The sequence below is a fragment of the Fructilactobacillus hinvesii genome (assembly GCF_024029435.1).
Classification (GTDB): domain Bacteria; phylum Bacillota; class Bacilli; order Lactobacillales; family Lactobacillaceae; genus Fructilactobacillus; species Fructilactobacillus hinvesii.
In genome coordinates, this window is sequence record NZ_CP097118.1 from 1,284,404 (window position 1) to 1,309,915 (window position 25,512).

General features: G+C 43.6%; 19 protein-coding genes and 2 pseudogenes. All 21 read right to left on the bottom strand.

The window, feature by feature from the left end; translation table 11 throughout:
- Nucleotides 1-942: 942 nt before the first annotated feature.
- Nucleotides 943-1,077 (bottom strand): annotated as a pseudogene (locus M3M39_RS07500) (KxYKxGKxW signal peptide domain-containing protein); the annotation flags it as partial.
- A 410-nt stretch (nucleotides 1,078-1,487) separates the two neighbouring features.
- The gene (locus M3M39_RS06580) at nucleotides 1,488-2,339 is read right to left on the bottom strand and encodes a hypothetical protein (RefSeq protein ID WP_252797052.1); all 852 of its coding nucleotides are present in this window, start codon (nucleotides 2,337-2,339) and stop codon (nucleotides 1,488-1,490) included.
- The gene (locus M3M39_RS06585) at nucleotides 2,317-3,780 is read right to left on the bottom strand and encodes a glycosyltransferase (RefSeq protein WP_252797053.1); all 1,464 of its coding nucleotides are present in this window, start codon (nucleotides 3,778-3,780) and stop codon (nucleotides 2,317-2,319) included. The genes M3M39_RS06580 and M3M39_RS06585 overlap by 23 nt, the downstream gene beginning before the upstream one ends.
- An 8-nt stretch (nucleotides 3,781-3,788) precedes the next feature.
- A complete protein-coding gene (gene asp3, locus M3M39_RS06590) occupies nucleotides 3,789-4,565 on the bottom strand; it encodes an accessory Sec system protein Asp3 (RefSeq protein WP_252797054.1) in 777 nt (258 codons plus the stop codon).
- Nucleotides 4,566-6,188 (bottom strand): accessory Sec system protein Asp2, encoded by a 1,623-nt coding sequence (gene asp2 / locus M3M39_RS06595; protein WP_252797055.1) that lies wholly within the window; start codon nucleotides 6,186-6,188, stop codon nucleotides 4,566-4,568.
- Entirely contained in the window at nucleotides 6,181-7,776 is a 1,596-nt protein-coding gene (asp1, locus tag M3M39_RS06600; protein WP_252797056.1) for an accessory Sec system glycosyltransferase Asp1, read from the bottom strand. The genes asp2 and asp1 overlap by 8 nt, the downstream gene beginning before the upstream one ends.
- 13 nt (nucleotides 7,777-7,789) lie before the next feature.
- Nucleotides 7,790-9,031, bottom strand: a complete 1,242-nt coding sequence (locus tag M3M39_RS06605) for a preprotein translocase subunit SecY (RefSeq protein ID WP_252797057.1) — start codon at nucleotides 9,029-9,031, stop codon at nucleotides 7,790-7,792.
- A 23-nt stretch (nucleotides 9,032-9,054) separates the two neighbouring features.
- Nucleotides 9,055-11,409, bottom strand: a complete 2,355-nt coding sequence (secA, locus tag M3M39_RS06610; RefSeq protein WP_252797058.1) for a preprotein translocase subunit SecA — start codon at nucleotides 11,407-11,409, stop codon at nucleotides 9,055-9,057.
- A gap of 409 nt (nucleotides 11,410-11,818) precedes the next feature.
- Nucleotides 11,819-11,998: pseudogene (locus tag M3M39_RS06615) on the bottom strand (IS30 family transposase); the annotation flags it as partial.
- Nucleotides 11,999-12,260: 262 nt separating this feature from the next.
- Nucleotides 12,261-13,616: an FAD-dependent oxidoreductase gene (locus M3M39_RS06620; protein WP_252797059.1), complete on the bottom strand. Its 1,356-nt coding sequence runs from the start codon at nucleotides 13,614-13,616 to the stop codon at nucleotides 12,261-12,263.
- A gap of 153 nt (nucleotides 13,617-13,769) precedes the next feature.
- Nucleotides 13,770-14,870: a M24 family metallopeptidase gene (locus M3M39_RS06625; protein ID WP_252797060.1), complete on the bottom strand. Its 1,101-nt coding sequence runs from the start codon at nucleotides 14,868-14,870 to the stop codon at nucleotides 13,770-13,772.
- A gap of 79 nt (nucleotides 14,871-14,949) precedes the next feature.
- Entirely contained in the window at nucleotides 14,950-15,606 is a 657-nt protein-coding gene (locus tag M3M39_RS06630; protein WP_252797061.1) for a class A sortase, read from the bottom strand.
- 83 nt (nucleotides 15,607-15,689) lie between these two features.
- A complete protein-coding gene (locus tag M3M39_RS06635; RefSeq protein WP_252797062.1) occupies nucleotides 15,690-17,096 on the bottom strand; it encodes an MFS transporter in 1,407 nt (468 codons plus the stop codon).
- A 100-nt stretch (nucleotides 17,097-17,196) separates the two neighbouring features.
- Complete coding sequence (gene asnS, locus M3M39_RS06640) at nucleotides 17,197-18,588, bottom strand: asparagine--tRNA ligase (protein ID WP_252797063.1); 1,392 nt, start codon at nucleotides 18,586-18,588, stop codon at nucleotides 17,197-17,199.
- Between the two features lie 317 nt (nucleotides 18,589-18,905).
- Nucleotides 18,906-19,952: a lactonase family protein gene (locus tag M3M39_RS06645; RefSeq protein WP_252797064.1), complete on the bottom strand. Its 1,047-nt coding sequence runs from the start codon at nucleotides 19,950-19,952 to the stop codon at nucleotides 18,906-18,908.
- A gap of 62 nt (nucleotides 19,953-20,014) precedes the next feature.
- Nucleotides 20,015-20,329, bottom strand: coding sequence for a hypothetical protein (locus M3M39_RS06650; protein WP_252797065.1), 315 nt, complete (start codon nucleotides 20,327-20,329; stop codon nucleotides 20,015-20,017).
- Between the two features lie 14 nt (nucleotides 20,330-20,343).
- Complete coding sequence (locus tag M3M39_RS07470) at nucleotides 20,344-20,478, bottom strand: hypothetical protein (RefSeq protein ID WP_274705459.1); 135 nt, start codon at nucleotides 20,476-20,478, stop codon at nucleotides 20,344-20,346.
- A gap of 81 nt (nucleotides 20,479-20,559) precedes the next feature.
- Nucleotides 20,560-22,374, bottom strand: coding sequence for a glutamine--fructose-6-phosphate transaminase (isomerizing) (glmS, locus tag M3M39_RS06655; protein WP_252797066.1), 1,815 nt, complete (start codon nucleotides 22,372-22,374; stop codon nucleotides 20,560-20,562).
- Nucleotides 22,375-22,540: 166 nt separating this feature from the next.
- Complete coding sequence (gene glmM, locus M3M39_RS06660; protein ID WP_252797067.1) at nucleotides 22,541-23,887, bottom strand: phosphoglucosamine mutase; 1,347 nt, start codon at nucleotides 23,885-23,887, stop codon at nucleotides 22,541-22,543.
- 24 nt (nucleotides 23,888-23,911) lie between these two features.
- Nucleotides 23,912-24,637: a CdaR family protein gene (locus tag M3M39_RS06665; RefSeq protein WP_252797068.1), complete on the bottom strand. Its 726-nt coding sequence runs from the start codon at nucleotides 24,635-24,637 to the stop codon at nucleotides 23,912-23,914.
- Nucleotides 24,637-25,476: a diadenylate cyclase CdaA gene (cdaA, locus tag M3M39_RS06670; RefSeq protein ID WP_252797069.1), complete on the bottom strand. Its 840-nt coding sequence runs from the start codon at nucleotides 25,474-25,476 to the stop codon at nucleotides 24,637-24,639. Before cdaA ends, M3M39_RS06665 begins: the two co-directional genes overlap by 1 nt.
- Nucleotides 25,477-25,512 lie beyond the last annotated feature (36 nt).

Genomic DNA, 25,512 nt, shown 5'->3' on the forward strand with positions numbered 1-25,512 from the left:
TCCATCAACGTTAGGGGAAATCCCTAAATCGTTAAGATTAGGAATATTGATATCAATCCCAAGGCTTCTTAATGCAGCATCAGCCTTATCAATGGCATGATTAACACTATTAATAAATATATTTGTATTACTATTCTGACCAGCTGGTTGATTAGGAATCTTAGTTTCTGGTTGACCATTTGCAGCTAAAACAAAATGGTTACTGCTAATTTGAGATTGGCTCCCACTCATAGAAGCAATCACTGAATCCTGCATGGAACTGCTTAATGATTTTCCATTAGAAAGTGACATCTTTAGTTGTTCTTGCACTAACGTTGATTCACTAGCTTTATGACTATCACTAACATTTTGTGAAGTTGAAACGGATTCTGACCCTTCAACTTTTCGAGTATCAGAACTCAACTCCAATGTTTGTCCAATTAAACTATTTTCTGAATTAGAAGTAGATTGAATAGTAGATTGATTAGCAGTTAAACCAATTTTAGTAGCGCTGTTAGATTTATCAAACTGATTAGAACTATTTTGATCTGTTTGAATAGTACTATTTGACTCATTAGTAGAAGAAAGGATTACTTCAATTCCTCTAGTTGCAACCTTTTTATCACTAGCAGAAACGTTCTTCAGGTTAGATACACTAGTACTGTCATTTGGTAACGAACTAGCAACTGTAGTTATCTTGGAATTAGATTCCCCCGATAATTCCTTGCTATTAAAACTTGATTCCTCACTTTGTGAAGTACTATTAGAAATGCTCTGTTCGCTTGCAGAAATTGAAGTACTTTCACTTGCAGACGTCACTGATGACCGTGAAATTTCAGAATTCAACTCGGAGTGAGCAGGAATTGTTGTAGATTGCTGATTTACTAACAGTTGATCATTATCATCAACCTCCCGTTTTAACTGCTGGGTAGCATCAGCCCTTGTAATCGGCGTCCCTAACAAGATACTAGCTACCATCCCAGAAACAGTAGCAGTTCCTGCAACTAGCCACTGTTTGCCAGCTTTATACATCCGATACCGCGTTTTCTTATTGGTATCAAAGAGTGCATCAAACCGGCGTTGGTTAAATTTTTTCATTCTCCCTACACTGCCTTTCTTCTATGATTTTGGTTGCCAGTGATTATCAAAGAGAGCCATAATCTAAAAAAACACTCCTGCATTTTCATAAAAATTATTTCTGGTTAAGAATCATCTCGGATAACCTCTGTCTAATATTAATTATCACATTGAAAGATTATTTTATCAATATGTAAATTTAGAAGGTTGTTTATCTAATGCTTCCCAAATAACTACAATAGTATAATTACATTATTCAAATTACTGTTATCTCCTCCTATAATCGCATATAGAATTTAATTAAAAAATACCTATATCCCCAACATCTATAAATATATAGGTATTACTTCTTTAGAAAATTTAGTGATGACGAGACATTCTTTTACAATAATAATCAGGCTGTTAAAATTAACTTGTCTGTCAAAACTAAGCTATTTTTTTATTAATTTAATTTTATCTAAAGGAACATCAAAGCCTTTAATAATATCATAATCAGCACGATTTACTTCAACCGTTTGAATTGAAGAAATCACATCCGTTAAAATATCACGTAAATTCCCCCGAATATTTTTCTGATCATCTAGCGGACTTTCTACTAATCGCAAGACATTATGTGACTTAGTTCCGTTTAAAACCATTAATTCAACTCCCATGTAATTAATGATAACCTTATCTTTTTCAGAAACGATTGAACGCACTTGGGCATTATAAAATTCGTTTAAGGTGTTGTAGCGCTGTTTAATCTTGTGCGTCACAGGATCCTCAACTGTAATCAAGTTAATCACGCCCTGATAGAGATAGTAACGAACTACTGGACGATATTGTTGATCATAAAAAACCATTTCCAACATTTCGTTTTCAGCATAGAACAAGTTGCTAAAAATCGTGCCATCGTAAGCATACTCTTCAATATAATCAAGGGTGCCATCTGGGTTCGTGTATCGAACATCTTGAGCAGCCCTCCGCGTATTTGGATACAAAAACTCTTTGCCAATTTCGCTTCCATGGTGATAGATTGAGATACTGCCGTCTCGGTTCACAAAAATCTTGTCCCACGTAGGTACTGGCACATCATTAAAGAATCGGTAACTCCCAAGGTGATACTTTCTATGAGTTAATCGGTCTAAGACGTTTACCCCATTAACATCGCTTTCTCCGAAGTACTTGCCAATGATGGGTGCGGATACCAATGAAATTACATTAGGCTGCTGATCAGGACTTTCTGCCTTAATCCGTTGCCACTGATTGTCTGTAACAATGTTATTTACTAGTACGTAATCCATCGATTAAATCCCTCCATTTTTTTGCTGTGCTGTGATCCTGGAAATCTTCAACTGAATCAGTCGTTGCCGCTTGCAATTTCGAATACTCGTCATCATCCATGATTTTTTTAAGTACGCCACTAATCTTTTGAACGTTAAAATCATCATCATCGCGTTTAAATGCAGTTAAATAACCATTAACGCCATCTTTAATTAACTCCTGTGCTCCAAACCGAGCATCAAAAGTAATAACTGGCAAACCGGCATTGAGGGCTTCAATGTATGTCAAACCAAATCCTTCAGAGAAGGACGTCGAAATAAACGCATCATACTTCGGATAAACGTGTTCCAACTCATGAGAAAGCCCCTTCATGGTGATGTAATCCTCAGCATGACAATCCTTAATGGTTTGAACTAAGTCCTTTTGTTTTTCTCCTTGACCATAGATGTCAAACTTAATCTTCATTCCTTGATCGTGAAGCTGGGCCACTGCTTTAATGGCAATGTCAATGTGCTTTTCGGCCGCCAATCGTGAGGCAGTAATCAAGCGGAATGGTGAATGGGAGCGACGGCGTTTTTGTTTCGTAACCCCATCACGAACTCCACCCACTGGGATAGCTTCCACGATGGACTTCGCCGTTGGATCATCCACAAGCATGTCATCTCGCTGTAACTTGGTAGCCGTAACCGCCTTATCGACGGCATGGAGGTGTTCTAACATGTATTCATAGTGGTCGTTCCACAGTGGATACTTTGGATCATCCCGGTCAGAAAGCTGATCAGCATGCACGATGTAAACCAGCTTCGAATTTGGAATCCGGTTTTCCATCAAAACGTCGTCCGCAAATTCACCCCGGTCAATGATAAAGTTACTCTCGCCCCCGTACGCCTTGTCAACTTGTTCAAAGAAGTACCGGTGTAATTCATACAGGTTCCGGAAGAAAAGGTGTTGATCATGTTCGTTAAAGAGATGGATATTAACCACGTTTGAACCCCGATGCTGATCGTTTTCAATCGAGTACATCACCTTGCGTTCGTTATTTTTGGCCGCAAAAAGTTCCACCCGCGAAACGCCCACTTGTAAAACCGGGTTATCAGGTTTTTGCTTGTCACGTCCCTTGTAGAAGTGTTGAATGACCCGCATTCCTGAATCAGTGACGAATTCTTGCTTCCGATTGGTATTAGTACTATCGACAATCATGTCAGATTTTTGGGGTTTAACCCGTTTAGCTAATCCCATTTTGAGGTAATCTCCACCTAAAACTAGGTATTCCCAGAGGTTCAAAACTTCGGAATCTTTTAATCCCCACCGGTCCATTGCCTCGTGCAGTTCAGGAACTAAGTTTAAAAACAAAAAGCGAAAGGGTAATTTAGCCTGCTGGAAACGATCGGCCCGATAAAACTCAGCGTGTTCCACTCCTGAGTTTCCTAATCCCATTGCTTGGTTAATGAAAAAATTCATAAAATAACCTACTTTCTTTTCGACATCAATGCTTGTGCCTCACTCATCAACTTTTGCGCGGCAGCGTCTTCTGACCAACAAGTTACATTGTGCAAGTGATAATGATCCTTGAACTCTTGTAAGACGTCAGCCAGTCGCTCAGCAGACCACTTCGGCGTGATCCGCACAACACGAAGCGGGTGGTTTAACGTTTCAGCTTCCAGTGGGGTAGCATCAATCACCCGCTTTTCCGTCCGAATCATCAGGTTTCCAGTTTCCTCGGGATTTCCCCAATCCTGCCGTGGCAATAAATCAACCGCTGCCATTGGGGGACGTGGTTCTAAAGTCATCATATCCCACAGAGAAACTGGCAGTAAATACATCCGCCGAAAGGTTACCTTTTCATTATTGAACTTCTCTAAGGCAATCTCATAGTCATGAGTCTCATCACTCAGCTCAAAGCTCAGTTCTTGGGTGAGTTCGAGCTTTTCATCAACTAATTGATTCTGTTCATCATAAGCAGCAACCAAAATTCCCACGGATTCTTTAGGTTCAATTTCTGCGTCAAGGACCAGTTGATACTGCTCGTTACGCGGTAATTGAGGTAACAGCTTACTGCCGTATCCAATTGATTGCGGGGTATTCTCTGGCAGCTGGGTGCTCCACCAATGAATTTTTTTGCCGGCCGGTTGTAATTCATTTTGATACTCAACCACGCCCGTCGTGTTGTAATTAATTTGCGCTCCGTACGTATCGGTATTCGGATCGGCAGTATCCCATGTTAAACTATATAGTTTTTCCACCATTTAGGACCCCTTTCGTTGATGCTTTTTTTTCAAAGTTTTCTTTTTTGGCTTATGTGGTTGCTTACGATCAAACTGCGTTAATAGATACCAGTACTGCCGTTGGAACCAGTCAACAATTGGTCCCGTTTGGTCGTTGTGCCGCCCTTCAAATCCTTTTGCAAGCAACTTTCCCGTGGGATTTAATTCGATAAAACGATCTCGAATTCCCTGGTAAGCATCCTTGTTGTAATCATCTTGCAGCATGTAAGCAATTGCCAACGTTGTATTGGATAGGTGTCCCTGCTCCAAGTTTTTCCAGTAACGTTGATCAAGCTTGTGACTAGCAGCGTCTGACAAGTCTGACTCATAATACAACTGCATGTCTTCACTGGTCCGAAAGTCATTTGGTCGCTTCACCCGACCGTTTTGAGCAATCGTCCCTAGTTCCGCTAATGGTTTCCCTAGGACAATTCCAACCGGATTTAACCGAGCGCCGTAGTACAACGCACCAAAGGTTCCCATGGACATTCCAGATAAAATTAGTTCCGATGACTTAAAGTGCAGTCTTTGTAATGTTTCTTTAATGATGTCCACAATCCGTTGCTCAAACGCTTGATCTCCCATGTAGAAGGCTCCCCCTTCCAATCGCCAATCAGAGATCAGGAGGAACGGAGCCCCGTAGTTTTGCATCATCCGCCGTCCTTCGTAACCTTCCTTGGTCCGATATCCGGCAAAGTAAACGTTGAGCGGTGGTTTCATATCTCCTGCATCAAAGTAAACTCCCACACTCCCATGCAATTTTTTATCAGAGATCACTTCGTCACTAGGCATCATTTCCCCGTAGGGACCACGTGCCCGCCGCACGTGCAGGTTTCCAATTTGAAGTTTCCCCTCACCGCGCGCGTAAATCAAAGCTTGAAAGAATGACACGCGCTCGTTTCCAATCACATCAATACTTTCCTGTAACTCGTCGCCACTCACAAACTTTGACTGAATTACCTGTTGCGTATTGGCATCAATTTGGGTTAACTTTAGCGCAATCTCATTTTCAGGGTCCGTATGATATTCCAATGCTACTTTATTGGCCATTTTCATCGGTAGATAAAAAGAATCCATCGGCATTGTAATCAACTGCCAATCATCAGTAGGTTTTAACTCAAGCTCATGATAGATGTTGCCTCGTTGACTCACAGACCGCAACTTATCCCAGTTAAAGTGCCAAGCCCGCGGTGAAAATCGATATCCATCCGGATCGTAGTAAAAGAAGTGTTGGATGTCACTAATTAAGCGGTCTGGAACGGTTGGATCGTATTCAAAAGCTCCCTTGAGGTCCAATAAATCCCGTGTTTTTGCAGGCAAGTCCAAGTCTTGTTGTACTAATAGCTGATTAGCAGGAAGTTGATCCATGACATGGTGGTTATCAAACCATGGAAAACCAGCATCTAAGATAAAGACAGCGTTTCGAAACTTGCCGTTTAACTTACCATTAGACTTAAAGAACGGTTGCCCTTTTTGTGGTTCTTGATCAAGAGATTTATCCACACTATGGTAATACTCATAATCAGGCGTAAAATAGGTTGCTGCTTGACTGTAATCAGCTTGCCCTACGTGAATCACGGGCGTCACAAATTTAGGCTTAGCCATGGCCTAATACCCCCTTCCAACGACCTAAAATCTGATTGCGCTCGTAGGTTTCCATCAGATCAACGCTGGCTACAACCGCCTGGTTCCAATGGTGTAAATGCTTGATAAAATAGTTCATTTGCTCCACTAAATTGGTCAGATCTTGATTTTCAAACCCGTTTGCTTCATTGCGGATCAAATCAGTGGGAGCCGTACTAATCATTGGTACTCCGGCAGAAACAGCTGCTACTTGTCGCTTTAAATCAGCTTGATTGCTCATATCAATAAACAACCGGACGCGTTGAAACAGGTCATTGGTCTGTTCCTTGGGTTTTAAATATTGAATTTGTTCGTTAAAGAGGCTGGCCTGGTAGTAGTGGTGTAAATCAGCTTCAGCAAATTCTGCATCATCATCTGTAATCTGGGTATCAAGGTAATCCAGCCATTCCGATTCCGTTTGAAAATTGGTGGGCTTGCCCATTTCAATGTAACGTTGATAATCGTCGCTGTTTACGTCTACCCCCAGTTCATTAAGCATCCAATCATCCTGAAGCTGTCGAATCACTGTTTGAACTTGCTCGTTGCCACCAATTAATAAGACCAACTGGTCGTTAGTAAACAGTTCTGGCAATAAAGTTTGAACCGCAGTCGTAAGCTGGGCTTCACTTTGATTACGAATCTGCCAGTAAATCAATTGGGCTTCAAGCTCGTTACTACTTCCAGGTGAAAACGTGGTTGGATACGGTTCAATGGCACTAATCGAGTTAGAAAGCGTTACTCCAGCAGTATGCTGAAAGTGATCCGCCATTTTTTGACTGGGAAAGACCCATTGGAGCCGGGGATAAAGATCGCTCAGTTGCTTAATTTCATTAAAATCAACTCCCGACTCTAGTAAACCTATCATGTGGTCAGCCGGTAAAGCCAAGTGGAATTGATTAGTTTGCATTGCTCCACTCCGGTACGCCACAATTACCTGTTTCGGTACTTGAAAATGTTGTTGATATCGTTCCTGTACCAATGCTTCTAAACTGGGGTAAGTGTCACGTTGGAAGTGACTGCGAAATTGGGATTCAATCCGAAATTGCCCCCTTTGATCCATCGAAAAAACCGGTTTGTGAAATGGAGTAAACCAGGTTTTTTTGTCAACCTGTCCCGTTGGTAGCAATTGGGTTATCGTACTCAAGAAGCCATCCGCAGAATAATCGTCTAGTTGCTGACTTCCGTCTTCACGATAGTACGTAATGCGTTCAACTTCCGTCTGACGGTGTGTATTTACCTGGGCAACGGTTTTTTGATCTCGATACAACATAATCTGGTTCCCCGTGACGTTGAAAAAGGGTTCCACATCATCTGGTAGGGAAAAATCATAGATGGTTATTGGCATTCCTTCTACATCATGAACCTCTTGCAGATCAGCAAAAGCATCCCAATAGGGAATATCTGGCATTCCCAGGTCCTGTAAGTCACGCTTCAACGTCAATGAAGGTTGCAAAATCGCGAGTTCGACCGGTTGTTCAGTCTCTAATAACATCTGCGCGAGAACTACCTCTGATAAATCTTTCAGTGGTTGTCCGTGCCGATCAGAAAAATTTGGAATAATTAAAACCACGCTAACCTCCCCCTTAATCAAAAACGCGATAATGTTCTTTACTGTACAATGCTCGAATTTGTTCCCACATTCCTTGAATCAAGGTAATCAAAATTGCCAAACTACCGATGTAAATTGTGTAATTAGCAATCCCGGGCCACTTTAATCCAAGCAACAACGGAATTAGTGCGATAACCGCCAGGCACAAACCACCCAGAGTGGCCATCAGCCAGAAGCATCGCATCAAATAACTCGTCGTTTCATGACCAGGGAACACGTCTAAGATATATTCATTATTTTCTTTCATTTGTTTTGATAACCGGAGCGGTTGCACCGTAATAAATCCAAATCCATAGGTCAATAATAAGATGATAACCCCATAATTAATGATCCCGGCAACCGTCGTTTGATTCGTAATGGACTGAATGAACTGGGCAAACCAGTTACTCCGTAAGGCGGCATTGGAAGCTAATAATCCCCGTGGTACTAAGAATAACGTTGATGAGAACATGAATGGCATTGCTCCCGCCAACAACAATTTAAATGGTAGATAAGAAGCACTCCCACTCCCCTCCATCAACGGCCGTTGCAGTGGAATGCGTAACTCGATTTGGAGTAACATTACTAAAATCACAATTACGACTAACGAAACGATACCAGCCGTAATCAGATGCGGCACCGTTAGTTTGTAGTTTAAGGTTTGCCATCCGGCTTGTAGCATCCGTGGCATTCCTAGTAAAACTCCCGGCAGGATTAAAATGGAAATTCCCCCCAGTCCTTTTTCGGCGTTCAAGTTCCCCATAAAAATGGTGATCATCGTTCCAGCAATTAGAATCATCAAGACTCCAAATTGGACCCATTCGGTTGGAATCGTCATGTTCATGAAGACCACTGGAACCAGGGCTGGTGAAAGATAGCCTAGCATTTGAATTCCTTGCAAAAACGCCAGGGACAGTGAAATAACTTTTTGAATGTAACCCGTTTGGTTAACTGTCAACCGATTCACCCAGTCTAAATCTAGCGCTATAATCGCTTGCCAGACAATCAAGCCGATCATGTAAGGCCCTAGTCCTAAGGAAAAAAGAGTTGGAACTTGCAACTGACTTCCAATCGTCACTCCCATCATCTGCAGATATGTTTGTTGCTTTAAGGCCGCTTTGGCCACTGCCGGATCAATTCCAGGGATGATAATGGACTGACCAATGAGGAAAATCGTTAGAAGCGCGAGCGTCCACAAGACTCGGGTTAGTAAAAGATGTTTCCGTAAAAATTTCATTGCTAATTACCACTTTCTTGCGCTTATGGGAACTCGATGTCAACGGTTCCATCTGATTGCGGAATCACTTCTGAGTTGGTTAAGTTCTTCACCACTTGCAGTTTGATCTTTTCTCTCATTTTCTGGTAGGCCTTTTGGGCTTCTTTTTGGTATTCAAAAATTGGATTAACTTGGGCAATCGAACGGCTCTTTGTCACCCGCATCAAAATGTCCAGTTGATCCACTTGATCCACCCACGCTTGATCAATCGCTCGTAATAAGGACAGCCGTTCAAAGTACAACCATTGGTCTTGGTACGGCAACTTTTGGTGCATCCGTTTTAATCGGTTACTCATTACCTCAGACAGGAGTTCTAATTGGTCCGACTTTGGTTGCTCCTCAATGCTTCTTTTCGTTTGATAATCGGGATCAATGTTTTGGTAGATAAACTCAAGCAGGGTTTGCTTAGAATTAAGCCACTGTCCCTGTTTATTGACAAACTGCTTCGCCACGAATTCAAAACATGGTTTAACGACCTCATCCAGAGATGGTGCTTGCATGATCCAATTTCTAGTTTGATAGACGCTTTCTCGTTGAATCCGCGAAACTTCACCGTATTGTAACGTTTCAAACCGGGCATTCCGTTCTCGGTTCGTTAAAATCTTTTGCGACCGATCAATGGCATCGTGAAAGCGACCGTGTTTACTCAACGTTTGCTTTTCATCATGAGCGTGTTCATAGGTAAACTTTCGCACTGATTTTGGGGCATTTTCAATCACAACTTTATCTTCAAGTGAAACATAGAAGACACTAGCTCCGGGAGCCCCTTGTCGACCGGCCCGACCCCGAAGTTGATTATCGATTCGTTTGTTTTGCATCCGTTCGGTTCCAAGGACCAACAATCCTCCTAGTCTTTCGACTTCAGGAGTAATGTTGATATCCGTTCCACGACCGGCCATGGAAGTCGCCACCGTAATGGCCCCTACTTCTCCAGCGTGTTTAATAATCTCTGCTTCTTTCACTTCACTCCGAGCGTTTAACAAGCTGTGTGGGATTCGTTCCTTTAACAGCAAATTCGAGTAAAGGATAGATAACTCCAATGAACCAGTTTCCACTAATACTGGACGACCCTTAACGTGCGCTTCTTTAACCACGTCTAAAGTAGCCATCAACTTAGCTCGATTGCTAATGTACAGATGGTCTGGGTAATCTTTGCGAATATCGGGGCGGTTCGTTGGGACCTTAAACACCGACAGGTTGTAAACCTCTAGGAATTCCTTGCGATCTGTAGCCGCGGTCCCCGTCATCCCGGCCAGTTGGTTAAACATCCGGAACAATTCTTGGTAGGTAATTGTGGCCATCGTCCGTTGTTCAACAGAAATCTTCACGCCTTCCTTTGCTTCTAAGGCTTGGTGCATTCCAGCCTGCATCTTCATTCCGGGTAATTCCCGTCCGTTTTCGGCATCAATCAGCACCACTTCGTCATCTTTAACCACATAGTTCCGATTTCGTTTTTGAATGTAATTAGCCCGTAATGCTAACACTAGGTGCCGGTAAAGTTCGGTCCATGTTTCTGAAAGCAGGTTGTCAACGTCCAAATATTTTTCCATTTTGACAATTCCCTGCGGCGTGAACCACGCGTTTTTCAGGTCATCACTAATTTGGTAGTCTTCATCCTTAACCAATAACTTAGCAACCCGATCTGCACTTTGATAGTAGTTTGATTGAACTCGTGGCACCCCAGCAATCACCAGCGGTGTCTGTGCCGTATCCAGTAACACGGCATCTGCTTCGTCCAGCAGGGCAAAGTTCAAGACTCGTAGATGTTGATCCGTTATAGTTTTGGCTAAGTTATCGAATAAGTAATCAAACCCGAGCGTACTGTTAGTTGTGTATACAATGTTGGATCCATAAATTTCGTCTAAATCACGATCTTCTGGTTTCTGTCCTAATTCAGGAACTGCGCTAGCAACCGTCAATCCGAGCCACTGGTACAATTTCCCCATATCATGGGCATCCCGGGCGGCCAAATATTCATTGGCAGTAATCAGAAAGTTTCCAATCCCGGTTAAGCCATGGAGATACATTGGCATCGTTGCGGTCAGGGTTTTTCCTTCTCCTGTTTTCATTTCAGCAATGTTGCCATCTTCCATTGCGACCGCGCCAAGGATTTGCACTGGAAACGGACGCATACCTAAAACTCGTTCTGCTGCTTCACAAACCACGGCGTAAGCCTCTGGCAAAATGATTTTCAGACGCGAACGTTGTCCGTCAACTTGTTTTTTCAAAAGGGCCGTTTGGTATTGCAATTCCTTATCAGGCATGGCATGGTAGCGATTAGCCAAGTTTAAAATTAATTTTACCGTCTCTTGGTATCTTTTTTTTCGTAACAAAGCCATTCTCTATCTAAACCTCTCTCGCACAATTTGATACTTAACAGTAATTGCGTTCTCCTAAAAAAAATTATATAATTCACCCATTATGATAAAAAAAAATAAATCACTTAATCAAAACATCGAAAAAAGTTTTCAGCAACTAGAATCCAATCTCCCTGAACCAGAGAAAACTAATTTAAAAGTTGTTTATCTGAAAATCATTGTGGGTTTAGTTGGGTTAATGCTAGTCGCTCTAATCGTAAGCTCAACCATCGCCTTTTAGGTATTTAAAGATAAAATTAATGGTCTTTACTTCATTTGATAGCTTTAAAAATATAATAAAAGAGAATAAATTCAATTTATTGTATCATTTTTTTAAGCACCCGGCAATTTTATTAATAATAATTACATTTCTAAAGGGACAATTACAAATTTATTTCAAACGGTCTTTAAAAACCACAATGGCCGTATGGTAATCATGAATTTTTAACGGCTGATTATTAATTAACTCTAAGGCTTCAAAAAGTTCATCATCAGAAACTTTTTCAAAGTTAGTTTTCTTCGGGAAGAACCAGCTTAATCTCCGGTTGAAATATTCATTACTACCTCTTTTTCAAAGCGAATAAGCGTGACCAAAGTCACTGCGATCATAAGATGTTAAAATGGAATATCTCAAAGTAATATCTTCTTACTGGTTTGTTTGGTAACTACCATTGTAAGTTATTACTTTGGGGTTTTTTTATTTTATTTAGCGTTCGAAAAAATTATAGAATTTGCAGAAATTTTAGTCATAAAAATACCCCCTAAGTTAAAATTTTAACTTAGGGGGTATAGCTCAAAGCTAGCTCTTTTAATTATCTTAGCTAGAGTTTTATTTATTTTTCTTTGGCTGCTTGAGCTTGAGCTGCTTGAGCCAAGATGTTCAAGTAGTTAAATGGCCGGTCAAATTGTGGTTGGAACAACATATCAACCATCGCTAAATCATCAATTGTATTGTGGTTTTGAATGGCCACAGATAACACGTTGGCTGATTGAGAAACGTCATACATACTGGTTAATGAACCACCCAAGATCTGCCGTGAATTAGGATCATAAACTAACGACATCAAAACTGGTTCCGTCGTTAACATGAACTCTGGGCGGTAGTTATCTTCCACCACTACCTGACGAGCGTTAATTCCTTGATCCTTGGCAGCTGCCATCGTTAATCCGGTCGAAACGTACGTCCGATCATACAATTTTAATCCAGAAGAAGACTGCGTTCCCATGTACTTAACCTTATCTTCAGTTAAGTTTTCACCCACTAAGATTCCCTGCCGTACGGCATTCGTAGCTAATGGGATGTAAGCATTTTGACCAGTTGGGTTGTAGTACACAGCAGCACTGTCTCCAGCAGCAAAAATATCGGGATTAGATGAATGCATGTATTCATCGGTAATGATGGCTCCGTTTGGCATCATGTCAACCTTGCCCTTCAATAAGCCGGTATTCGGCCGGAACCCAATGCAGAGGATGGCAATATCAGAGTGAATTTCGTCACCGTTTCCAGTTAAAACAGAAATCCCACCGTCTTTTTCTTCAAAGCCAGTTACCTTTGAGCCCAATTCAAGGTTTACGCCGTTTTTCTCGTAGTCAGCGGCTAAAATATCCGTGAATTTCTTATCAAAGTATTTGTAAAGAACCCGGGTTGAACCATCAATCAAGTTAACTTTGTAACCCTGTTTGGAGTAAGCTTCCGCTAACTCAGCACCAATGTAACCAGAGCCAATGATGGTAATCGATTTTACCTTTGGAGCTTCGTCGAAAAGTTTCTTAGCATCATGCCAGTTCTTGCAGAGGTAAACCTTGTCACTTTGGATCCCGTCAATCGGAGGAACCACTGGTAAGGAGCCAGTCGTCATGATCAACTTGTCGTATCGAGTTTCGGTTACGTCTCCTGACTTTAGATCCTTAACCTTTACAATCTTTTGGTCGGGATCAATTTCTGTCACTTCATGTTCCATTTGGACATCGGCACCGAGGCTCTTTAATTCTTCAGGACTGGAGTAGAACAATCCTTGGGGGTCATTATTCTTGATCTCTTTACCAAGATACAAGGCAATCCCACAGGATAAGAACGAAATGTTATCGTTCTTTTCATAAACCGTTACTTCAGCTTCTGGATGAGAGGCTAAGGTTTGCTTAATGGCAAAGGTTCCTGCGTGAGTACAACCAACTACAACAACTTTCATGGTTAATCCCTCTTTCAAATTATTACTTATCATTTACTGCTTCTTAATATACCATGTTGTGAAAAAAGGTACAATGCAAACGCTTTATTTTTGTAAAAATTAATTTTAATCAATTGAATTTAGAGAATACTTCAAATAAATCAAGGTTTTTGCTTATTTTAAAATATTTTGCAAAGTTTTTGCGGTATGTGTAAATGGTTCACAACCATCGTCCGTCACCCGGACACAGTCCTCGATTCGAACTCCGGCTACCCCGGGAATGTAAATTCCCGGTTCAATCGAAAAGCACATGTTTTCAGCAAGTTTTAAATCATTACCTTCCATGATGGACGGAAATTCGTGTTCACTCATTCCCATTCCGTGACCTAACCGATGAATGAAGTATTGCCCGTAACCGGCCTCGTCAATAATGTCTCTGGCAATCCGATCTAACTCTGCAGCTGTAATCCCAGGCCGTACGGCAGCTTGAGCAGCCAGTTGGGCCTGCAGACAAACGGAGTAAATTTCTTGTAATTGATCACTAATGGTGCCAACGGCTACCGTCCGACTAGCGTCACTGATGTAACCTTCGTGAACCGTTCCGAGGTCTAGCAACACCAACTCATGTTCCTGAATCTTATTCATCGCGGTATCCCCATGGGGTTGAGAAGCATGCTTTCCTGCTTGAACCAGCGTGGCAAAGCTCATTTCCATGACTCCCCGTTTTTTTAATTGATACTCAATTTCAGCGGCCACGTCTGCTTCCGTTTTTCCCGGTGCAATCGTGTCAAAGGCCACCTGAAAGGCAAAGTCTGCTTCTTTGCCCGCCACACGTAATTTCTCGATTTCATCCGGGGTCTTAATTAACCGCATCCGTTCAATCACCGGCGTTAAATCAGTTGTAAACTGGGCCGTAGGAAACTCTGATTGTAAGGCTTGCAGTCGCGCAACCGTTAGCTGATTCTTTTGAATCCCCCACTTTACGGGGTGATCCACTCGTTCTTTAACGTGGGCTGCAATCATGGCAAACGGCTGCTCGTGATCAAGGTAGCCATACACTGGGTGAGTCCATCCGGTATTTTGAATGTCTTCGACTTCAAGGGCTGGAGCAAAGAGGAACGGCTCTTGGTCAGGAAACACCACCAGAGCTAAAACCCGTTCAATCGGATCACTACCAAATCCCGTTAGGTATTGAATTGCTTCTGGATCACTAATGTAGGCAACGTCTAATTGTTGTTTTTGCACTTCTGTTTGTAGTTTTGCTAATTTATCCATGCGACAACCTCCTTCTGTTTGCCCGTATCTTACCACAATCAAACAAAAAAGCCATCTAAATTAATAGATGACTTACTGGTTATTTCATTAATTCACCGGTCACAATCAAGCGCCGGGTTTCTCCGGGATTTCCACTGGCACAAGTCACCAGCGTCAGTAATTTTTTCCCAGGAACGTCGTTTAGAACTGAGACATCCGTTTCTGGAACCACCTTAATCTTTGTAATTCGATATCGACAGGTTTGCTTGCCCGCCTTCACCGTTACAACTTGGTCTTTTTGGGCCTTGGCTAACGGAGAAAAAAGAACGTCGGGATTCTGCATGTGGTGCCCAGCAAGAGTGTAGTTTCCTTCCCCTAACTTCTGTTCCGGTTTCATGGTTCCCGCCCCAATCGTCAGGTTTTCGGAGTTTAAGCCCTTAAAAATCGGCAGGTTGATTTTTAAAGCAGGAATCTCAATTGAACCAATTGCATCCGTCTTGCGCGCCTTTTCACTCTGAACGATGGCATTTTCAGAAACGGCCTGCACGTTTTTATAGTTATAGGTTCCGGTTTGCTGTTCGCCCCGCTTCACTTCTTGTTGGGAAATGTTAGTAACCTTTTGGTGACTCTGCCACTGAATCCAGTAGCTTTCTATTTGAGAACTAAACACCAGAGTTAGCCCGACTAACAGGAGTAACACCAGTAACACCCGTTCCGCCCACTTTAACCAGGGACGCTGTGGTTTCGATTGTGCCATTGTTAAAATCCTTTCATGAAAAAGACAGCCATTGCCACCAATGACTGTCTGTCGTTTACGTTAATTTTAGCACATTCTGCTCGTTATTTTTCATCTTTTGACCCGGTAGACCGAATCAGCAAAGCAATGATAAAGCCAAGCACAGCTACTCCAAAGAAGGTCCAGTAAACCGCGTGGAATCCGGTTTGATTGGCCATCAGGTACGAAGAACCCCCGTGCATTGCTTTGGAAGTAACGTTCACCAAAATCAAAGTGGCTACGGCCACTCCGGTCGAACCCAGGACCTGCCGAACCGTGGTAATCACGGCCGTCCCATGGGAAACCAAGTCGTTTGGTAACGAATTGGCTCCTAAAGTCACAGCGGGCATCATCACGAAGGCGTTTCCCCCTTCGATTAACATGGCAAGCACAATCATGCCCCAAATGTTCGTGATGTGAATTAGGGATAAAATCCCCCATCCGACCACAATCATGCCCATTCCAACTAGCATGGTCGGTTTAAAACCAATCTTATCGGCCAGCGTTCCCGTTACGGGGTTCAAAAGACTTAAAAGTGCTGCACCGGGCACTAGCGCCATTCCAGAAACAAAGGGTGAAGCGCCTAGCACTTGTTGGTAATACAGTGGAAAAATAATCGTCACTACAATTAAGGAAATGTATGAAAAGCCAGTTAACAATACCGCCAGGTCATAGTTAAAGGTTTTCATGACCCAGAGATCCAGCATTGGTTCTGGCATCGTCAACTGCCGGTGCACGAAAAAGCCCAATAGAATCAGGGAAACTGCCAAGATCACCAGCAGCGTTAACCAGTTAGCACCTGGTTGACCGGCCTTTGTAATCACATATAACAAACCAATCAAACCAAGGGAGTAAAAGACCGAGAGCCAATCCAACTTCGAAGGGATTCTGGGCATGACGTCCCGCATTACAAAGAATGATAACAACAAGACCAGAGTAATCACTACCATAAAGAAGATGAAGAGTCCCCGCCAACTAGTAAAGCGCAACACGATTCCCGAAATAATCGGACCACAGGCGAGCGCCGAACCCATAACCAAGCCGGCAATTCCCATGATGGTTCCCCGTTTTTGTTCGGGAGTGATCTCTAGCAATACCGTTTGATAAGAAGGAAACAGCACGCCGACGGCAGCAGCTTCCATGATTCGACCGAGCATTACTAGGTAAAAATTAGGCCCCCAAAAAATAATCAGGGTTCCTACGTCAAAGAGCAATAAGGCGCCCATAAAGAGGGTCTTAAAGCTGACGTTATTTAACAGCCACGGACTAATCGGCATCGTAATACACATCACTATCATAAAGCCAGTGGTAAGCCATTGAACCGTGTCGGCTGAAATCATAAAGTACTTCATGAGGGTTGGGTACGCCGTCGAAAGCGACGATTGACTGATAGACATCGTAAAGGTTCCAACCAACATGGTTGCAATGAATAACCACCGGGTCAACGGCTTCATTGGGGTTTCCGTTTTCATATAAACCATCCTTTCAAAAGCAATCATTTGCCGATAATCATTATAAACCAGTTAAATTGCAAAAGAAATAGGGAACGTTCTTCACGTTCCCCATTCTTTTTTAGAAATTGATACTGCCTTGAACCCGTGGATATGGAATCACGTCACGAATGTTATCCATTCCAGTTACATACATTAGTAAACGTTCAAACCCAATTCCAAAGCCGGAGTGCTTCGTGCCTCCGTACTTTCTGAGTTCTAAGTACCAGTCATATTCTGATTCTGGTAAGTTGAATTCGTGTAGTTTGGCTAGCAAAACGTCTTCACGTTCTTCCCGTTGACTTCCACCGACCAGTTCTCCAATCCGCGGAACCAAGAGGTCTACAGCGGCAACCGTCTTTTGATCCTCATTGTCCCGCATGTAAAAGGCCTTGATTTCTCGAGGATAGTCGGTTACAAAGACGGGCTTATGAAAGACCTGTTCGGCGAGATACTGTTCGTGTTCAGCCTTTAAGTCAATCCCCCACTTCACTGGGAACTTGAAGTTAACATCGGCATGTTCCAAGCGGTCAATAGCTTCGGTGTAAGTAATCCGGGCGAAGGGCTCAGCGACCGTTTGGTGCAGACGCTCTAACAGATTTTCATCGACGTGGTCGTTTAGAAATTGCAAATCTGCTTGCGCGTGGTCTAACAAGTATTGAACCACGTACTGCAACAGACCTTCAATTTCGTCAATGGTTTCTGGAAGTCCTGCAAAGGCCATTTCCGGTTCAATCATCCAAAATTCAGCGGCATGGCGCTTGGTGTGGGAATCTTCGGCCCGAAAAGTGGGGCCAAAGGTATAGACGTTGCGAAAGGCCAGCGCAAATGGTTCCACTTGCAGTTGCCCACTCACGGTCAGGTTGGTTTCCTGACCAAAGAAGTCCTGCGAGAAATCCGTCTTGCCGTTAGCATCTTGCTCCGGATGATCAGGATCTAACGTGGTAACCCGGAACATTTCTCCCGCCCCTTCGGCATCACTACTAGTGATGATCGGGGTGTTCACGTACACGAAGTCATGGTGTTGCAGGTATTCGTGAATCGCAAAGGCCGCCATGGAACGAATCTTAAAGACCGCGTAGAAAGTATTAGTTCGAGGCCGAAGGTGGGCAATCGTCCGCAGGTATTCGAGCGAATGGGCCTTCTTTTGCAGGGGGTAATCTGGATCAGAAATCCCTTCAATCACAACCTCATCCGCGTGTAATTCAAACGGCTGGGGTGCGTCTGGTGTTTCTACTAGTTTCCCCGTAATTTTAACCGTGGAACTAATTGGTAACTTGATTACATCCTCAAAATTTTCCAGCTGATCCCGCTTAGCAATCACCTGTACGTTTTTGATGTAGGAACCATCGTTTACCTCAATAAAGGCAATCTTTTTTGAATTTCGAATCGTCCGCACCCAACCAGAAACCGTAATTGGTGCACTGGTAAAATCACGCTGTTCTGTATATAAATCTTTTACTAAAACATCCATCGTCTTACGCTCCTCCTTTAAACTAACCGGTTCAAGCCAAAAGAAAAAGACCTCGTCACAAGGGACGAGATCTTCGCGGTACCACCCAAATTGTTTTTCTCAGAAAAACCAACTCTAGTTCGTAATAACGGTCGAACTACCGGTTCCGCGGTGTCTGCATGACACTTTCCAGGTGTTAATTGTAAGTGCTGTCTACTGGGCTTCCACCATTTCCCAGCTCGCTGAACACAGTCCTACTTACGCTCGTCCTGACACGGTCTTAATTTAATTTCAATATACAATATTACCCGTCAAAACGCAATCATTTTCAAAGGAAGCTAGTCTTTTCGTTGCGCCACGCAGGTTCCCTCTGGAACCACGAAGTCCTTTTGGATCAGCGTTAACTTACCAGACGTTGCATCTCGTTGAAAAAGAGTGGCATTGTCGGTGTTTTGGTTGGCTACAATCAGAAATTCTTCCGTCCGGTTAAAGTTAAAGTCCCGAGGAAATTCGCCTTCCGTTGAAACCCGTTGAATTTGTTCGAGGTGTCCGTTGGGTTGAACCGCAAACACAACGATGCTGTCATTCCCCCGGTTGGAAACGTAAACAAAGCGGTGATCGCTAGAAAGGTGAATGGCGGCTGCACCGTTGTGTTCCGTCCAATCAGCTGGAATCGTAGAAACAACCTGTTCAATTTCAAACTGTGCCGTTTCTTCGTTGTAGTTTAAAACCGCTACTTTACTGCTCAGTTCACCGACCAGGTAAGCCTTTCCGAGTTCTTCAATGTAAGTAATGTGCCGGGGGCCAAAGCCTGGTTCAAGCGTTAATTCGCTGACCAGCTTCATCTTCCCTTCGGGGGTAAGATCGTACAGAAAAATCTGGTCTAACCCCAGGTCACAAACCACTAACCGACCATCAAACGAGATGTCAACATAGTGGGGGTGCGGTCCATCAGCTTGTTCCGGCTTCGGACCAACCTTTCCCTCATCGTGAACTCGATCCGTAGCCGCAAGTAAACCGTTCGGTCCAATCTTAAAGATGGTTACGTCTCCAGTATGGTAGTTCGCAGTGTAAACATTTTGCCGTTTTTCATCCACCGTAATGTAAGCGGGACTACTACCAACTTCCACAATTTTTTGCATTTCTTTTGCTGGCATGGTCGTTCCATCTAAATCAACCACCCCACCGTGTAATTCATCATCTTCCATGACCCGTTCCACGGCGTAAATCCGGCGGGCCTTTGATTCAGCCACGTAGGTCGGAGAACCGGCTTTCGCAACTAACTGTAAGTTTTGCAAAGCCGGCTTGTCCGTATCCAATTCAATTTGATAAATTCCCTTACTTTGATTCTTGGTATACGTTCCAATCAGAAATTTTTCAATCATATTTTCTGCCTCCAACTCATTTTTGTTCATTGTATCACAATACTTAAACCCCGGCAAAGTGCTTATCCGATGTGATTTTCCTTTAAAATCATCGCCACTTCATGCTCCATCTCAGGCGTCCGTTGCCATTCTTGAAACTCCTGAAAGTCCTCATCAGGCATCGTAAAGTGTTGGTTAATGTAATTTTCATAGTTTTCGACGTGCACTGAATGGGGAATATTCAGCTGTAAGATGCGCACCTCGCGTAAAAGCTTTCGTTCTACCGCTAGTTCAGCCCGCCCGTTTTGTACCATGTTGCTAATTTCGACGTACTTGCTGCCATCCAACCGGGTGATTTCTTCAATCAAAGTTAAGGTTTCGTGACTTTTTTGTGTCATCGTCTGCTCCTACTTTACCAGTGCCGTTTGTGAACCGTGCGTAATCCGCGTCGGTCTGCGCTCAGTTTGTTTTGTTGTTGCTTGAATTTTTGCCAGGTCGTTTCCTTGCGATCATGTTTATTTTGTTTGGTCCGTTTTGTGTATTTCATCTCTGTCACCTTCTTTTATTCGTAAAAAAGAAAAGAATTGCAACCACAATTCTTTTCCCACTAATTTAATTATACAATTTTTTATTCAACCGTAACACTCTTAGCTAAGTTCCGTGGTAGGTCAACGTTTAAGCCCTTGTTCAAACTAGTGTAGTAAGCCAACAGTTGGGCGGGAATTACACTTAAGAGCGGTGTAAGTAGTTCGTCAACGTCCGGAATAATGAAGGTATCATCAGGACGAGCTAGACTCTTTTTCACGATGGATAAGGTCTTGGCTCCCCGAGCCGCCGTTTCCTCCAAGTTACTCCGAGTTAAACCGGCCGTTTTGGCTTGAGTAATAATTCCAATGACCGGAGTCCCTTGTTCAATCAAAGCAATCGTGCCGTGCTTTAATTCTCCAGAGGCAAATCCTTCTGCGTGCACGTAGGAAATTTCCTTTAATTTCAAAGCGGCTTCGATGGAAACGGTGTAATCAATCCCCCGCCCAATGTAAAAAGCTTGGTTGGCTTTTACAAAGTATTCCTGAGCAATTTGATTAATTTCGTTCTTTTCGTCTACGATACTTTGCATTCCTTGAGCGACAAGTGCTAACTGGTTCTTCAAATCAAAATCTAAGGCAGCTTGTTTCCCCTTTGCTTCCCCAACGGCCTTGGCCAGGATGGCTTCTAGCGCAATTTGAGCGGTGTAAGCCTTCGTAGAGGCAACCGAAATTTCTGGACCTGCTTGTAATAACAACGTAAAGGTTGATTCCCGTGACAACGTTGAGTTAGCCACGTTCGTAATCGTGAGGCTCGGTAATTTTTGCTTGTTAACGTTTACTAATACCTGCCGGCTGTCAGCCGTTTCTCCACTTTGGGAAAGGAAAATGAAGAATGGTTTTTCAGAAAGTAACGGCTCTTCGTAGGCAAATTCGGAAGCCACGTGCACTTCGGCTGGAATCCCGGTTAGTTTTTCTAGTTGCATTTTCCCAACTAACCCTGCGTGATAACTAGTTCCAGCTCCCACAATGTAAATCCGATCCGACCCTTTAATACTATCAATTAGGTCTTGATCAAGGGTTGGGTGTCCTGCTTGATCCAAGTATTCAGCAGAGAGTTTCCGCATTACGTTTGGTTGTTCGTCGATTTCCTTAAGCATGTAGTACGGGTAGGTTCCCTTGTCAGAAGCACTTGGGTCTACGCTTACCTCGAAGGTTTCACGTTCTACAACGTTTCCGTTAGCGTCGTTCACAATGACTTCATCGGGCTTCACGATGCACATGTCCCCGTCTTGGATTTCTAAGAAGGTGTGCGTTACGTTCAACATGGCAATTGAGTCCGAGCAAACCACGTTGCATCCATCCCCCAGTCCAATTAACATAGGACTCTTGTTTTTAGCGACGTAAATCGTTTCTGGTTCTTCTTTATCCATCAACATAAAGGCGTAAGAAGAGTTTTCCAAGAGCGACAGGGTCTTAGTGAAGGCATCCTTGGTGCTCATGCCGTCTTTCACAAATTTATCGATTAATTGAACGACCACTTCTGTATCAGTTTGGCTGTGGAAATGAACGTCTTGTAAATATTGATCCTTTAGTTCTTGGAAGTTTTCAATCACACCGTTGTGAACCAGGTAGAAACGTTCATCGCTAGAAAATTGGGGGTGGGCATTTTCAATCGTTACCCCACCGTGGGTAGCCCAGCGCGTATGACCAATTCCGGCAGTTCCCTGCACTTCTGGTCCAATCTTTTTCCGTAAATCAGCGATGCTCCCAGTGGTTTTTACTAGGTAGTTCGTTCCATCCGGTTGATCAACAAAGATTCCAGCTGAATCATAGCCCCGGTACTGTAGCTTTTCTAATCCGCTGACTAAAATTTCAGTAGCATCTTTATTTCCGGTTACTCCAACTACTCCACACATAATTAACGTCCTCGTTTCTAAATTGGTATAGATGTTTTAAAATGCTTTTGTTTGTCAACACAATTTATATATTAGTGTTTTCATTGGTCCTTGTCAAACTATAACTTGAAATTGGTCTATGCCTAGTAGAAAAAAGAACGATTCATAACGAACCGTTCTTTAGACCCTATTGATTAGCTTTTTTAACGACGTCAGCAATTTGGTTGGCGTATTTTTGACTGTCTTCTTGGGTCGCAGCTTCGACCATCACCCGGAGTAATGGTTCCGTTCCGCTCGGCCGAACTAAAATCCGCCCGTTCCCGTTCATTTCAGCTTCGACCCGTTCCATTTCGGCTTGCACAGCAGGGGCATCCATGGCGTGCTTCTTATCAACCACCCGCACGTTCACCAAACTTTGGGGATACTTGTGCACCTCAACGGCTAGTTCTGAGAGTGGCTTTCCGGTTGCCTGCATGATTGCCATCAATTGCAGACTAGTCAGCATCCCATCTCCGGTCGTGTTAAAGTCCAAAAAGACGATGTGGCCGGATTGTTCTCCACCAAGGTTGTAGCCACTCCGGTTCATTTCTTCCACTACGTACCGGTCGCCGACCTTCGTCTTCACACTCTTTAAGCCGTGCGCTTCCATGGCCTTGTACATTCCGAGGTTACTCATGACGGTCGTAACAATTGTATCTTGTTTCAACCGGCCGTGTTCATCCATGTATTTACCACAGATGTACATGATTTTATCCCCATCAACGATGTTGCCAAGTTCATCGACCGCAATGCAGCGATCACCGTCTCCATCAAAGGCAATTCCCAGCTGGGCTCCTTCGGCAACGACCAATTTTTGGAGTTGCTCTGGATGAGTAGAACCAACTTGGTCGTTAATGTTAATCCCGTTGGGGGTAGTTGCCATCGTCGTAAAGTCCAGGCCTAAATCAGCGTACAAACGAGGGACCAAGGAACTCGTGGCTCCGTTCGCCGCATCCACAACCACCTTCATGCCGTCTAGGTTGTCGTTGATCGTTTGGGCCAAGAAATGGAGGTATTTTTGCCCTGCTTCTGTATAGTTATCGGCCGTCCCTAGCCCAGCTGCTGCCGGGCGTGGCAGTTCATCAACCGGATTTTCCAGCATGGTTTCAATATCAGCTTCAATGTCATCGGAAAGCTTGTAGCCATCTCCACCAAAAAACTTAATCCCATTATATTCGGCTGGATTATGGGAAGCAGTGATCATCACGCCAGCATCAGCATCTTGATCCCGCACGAGGTAAGCGACTCCCGGGGTAGTCACAATTCCTAACCGTAAAACTTCAATTCCAACGGACAAAAGGCCCGCTACCAAGGCATCCTCTAGCATTTGTCCAGAAATCCGCGTGTCGCGTGATACCAGCACTCGCGGTTGGTGGCTTTCTGCGCTCCGCTTCGTCAAAGCATAGCCACCGGCTCGACCGGCCCGAAAGGCCAGCTCTGGGGTTAATTCTTGATTTGCGACTCCACGAATTCCATCAGTTCCAAAATATTTCATTTTTACTCCTTTATACGCTTCAAATTATTTTTCCTCATCATTTTTGGGGGTTTCTTTTTGTACGGTAAATTTAACGTTCGTCGTTGATGGGGAAATCACCACGTTAACGGTTTTACCGTGATCATCAACGGCATCAATAATGGCCGTCTTGGTCGTTGATTTTCGGACATCATCCGGTAGGTTAACCTTGGCAACCACCTTGGCAATCCGTTCCATCTCATTTTCTGGTCCCGTCACGTTAACCTGTTTTAGGTCTTGTTCCACTTTGACAACTTTGTACCCTTCCATGATTTGGTTTTTATCGTACTCCACGTTTACCGGATAGGTCTTCGTTTTACGTGGTTGAATGTTCACCGTGATGGTGGCCGGTTTAATCGTAGCTTGTAGCTCTGAGTTTAATCCGGTTTGTTGCAGGCGAACCGTGTGCTTTCCAGGGCCTAAGTCGTTTAAATCTGCAATTACCTTAAAGTTCCGGGTGTTGGCCGTTGTAGTTACGAGCGCTGCGGGCCCTTTCAGTTGGACTTGGACTTGTTCTGGATACCCAATCACAAAATATTTCTCTGAATTTACGTTTAACTGTAACGGAACCGAGATTTGTTTTTTGGTATCGGAGGTCAGCTGCTGGTTGGCTTGCGTGCTCCGTGAGTTGGGATTGCCCAGTTTCGCCTGATTCACAATCAAAAAGAGGCCGACAGCAATCACAAACGACAATAACAACGCAAAGGCCTTACTGTTAAAGAAGCGGTGCATTACTTTCCACCTCCCATGAGCTTGGCAAAGATGTCATGCAGTTCACTGCGCCAGGTCTTTTTCTGGTTCGGACGCAACAGGTGACTCCGGAGGTACTTTAAGTAATCTTCCTGACTCATCCCACGTAATAACTCGTTGTTTTGGGTAAACGAAACTTCGCCCGTTTCTTCTGAAACCACAATCGTAATGGCGTCCGTAACTTCTGACAACCCAACGGCAGCCCGGTGGCGGGTTCCCAGTTCTCGAGGAATCAAATTGCTATCTGATGGCGGTAAATAGGCATTGGCAGCTGCAATCCGATTATCTTTGATGATTACCGCCCCGTCGTGCAAGGGAGTATTGGGGATAAAAATGTTGATCAAAAGTTCACTTGAAACATCCGCGTCCAACGCAATTCCCTTTTCAATCCACTCTTCCAATCCAGTTTTCATCTGAATCGCGATCAAAGCCCCAATCCGCCGTTTCGAAAGGTATTGAATCGCTCCATCAAGTGCCTTAATCAACTTCTCAGTCCGTTCGTTAGCCTGCTGTGACTGTTTGAACATAGACTGTTGGCCCAGTTTCTCCAGACCGCGCCGAATTTCTGGTTGAAAGATCACGATACAGCCGATCACTCCCCAATTGATAACTTGGTCTAAAATCCAAGACGTCATCGTCAACCCAAGGTACCAACTCAAAACTTTGGCAATTACCAAGACCACAATTCCGCGCAAGAGCTGGATGGAACGGGTACCCTTCAACAGCATGATTAACTCATAAATTAAAATCCACACCACCAAAATATCCAAGACGTTGCTTAAATTGTGCAGTGTGAGAATGTTACTCCAATTGATTCCCATTCGTTCGTGTTCCTTCCTAGCTAGGCGATTTCAAGA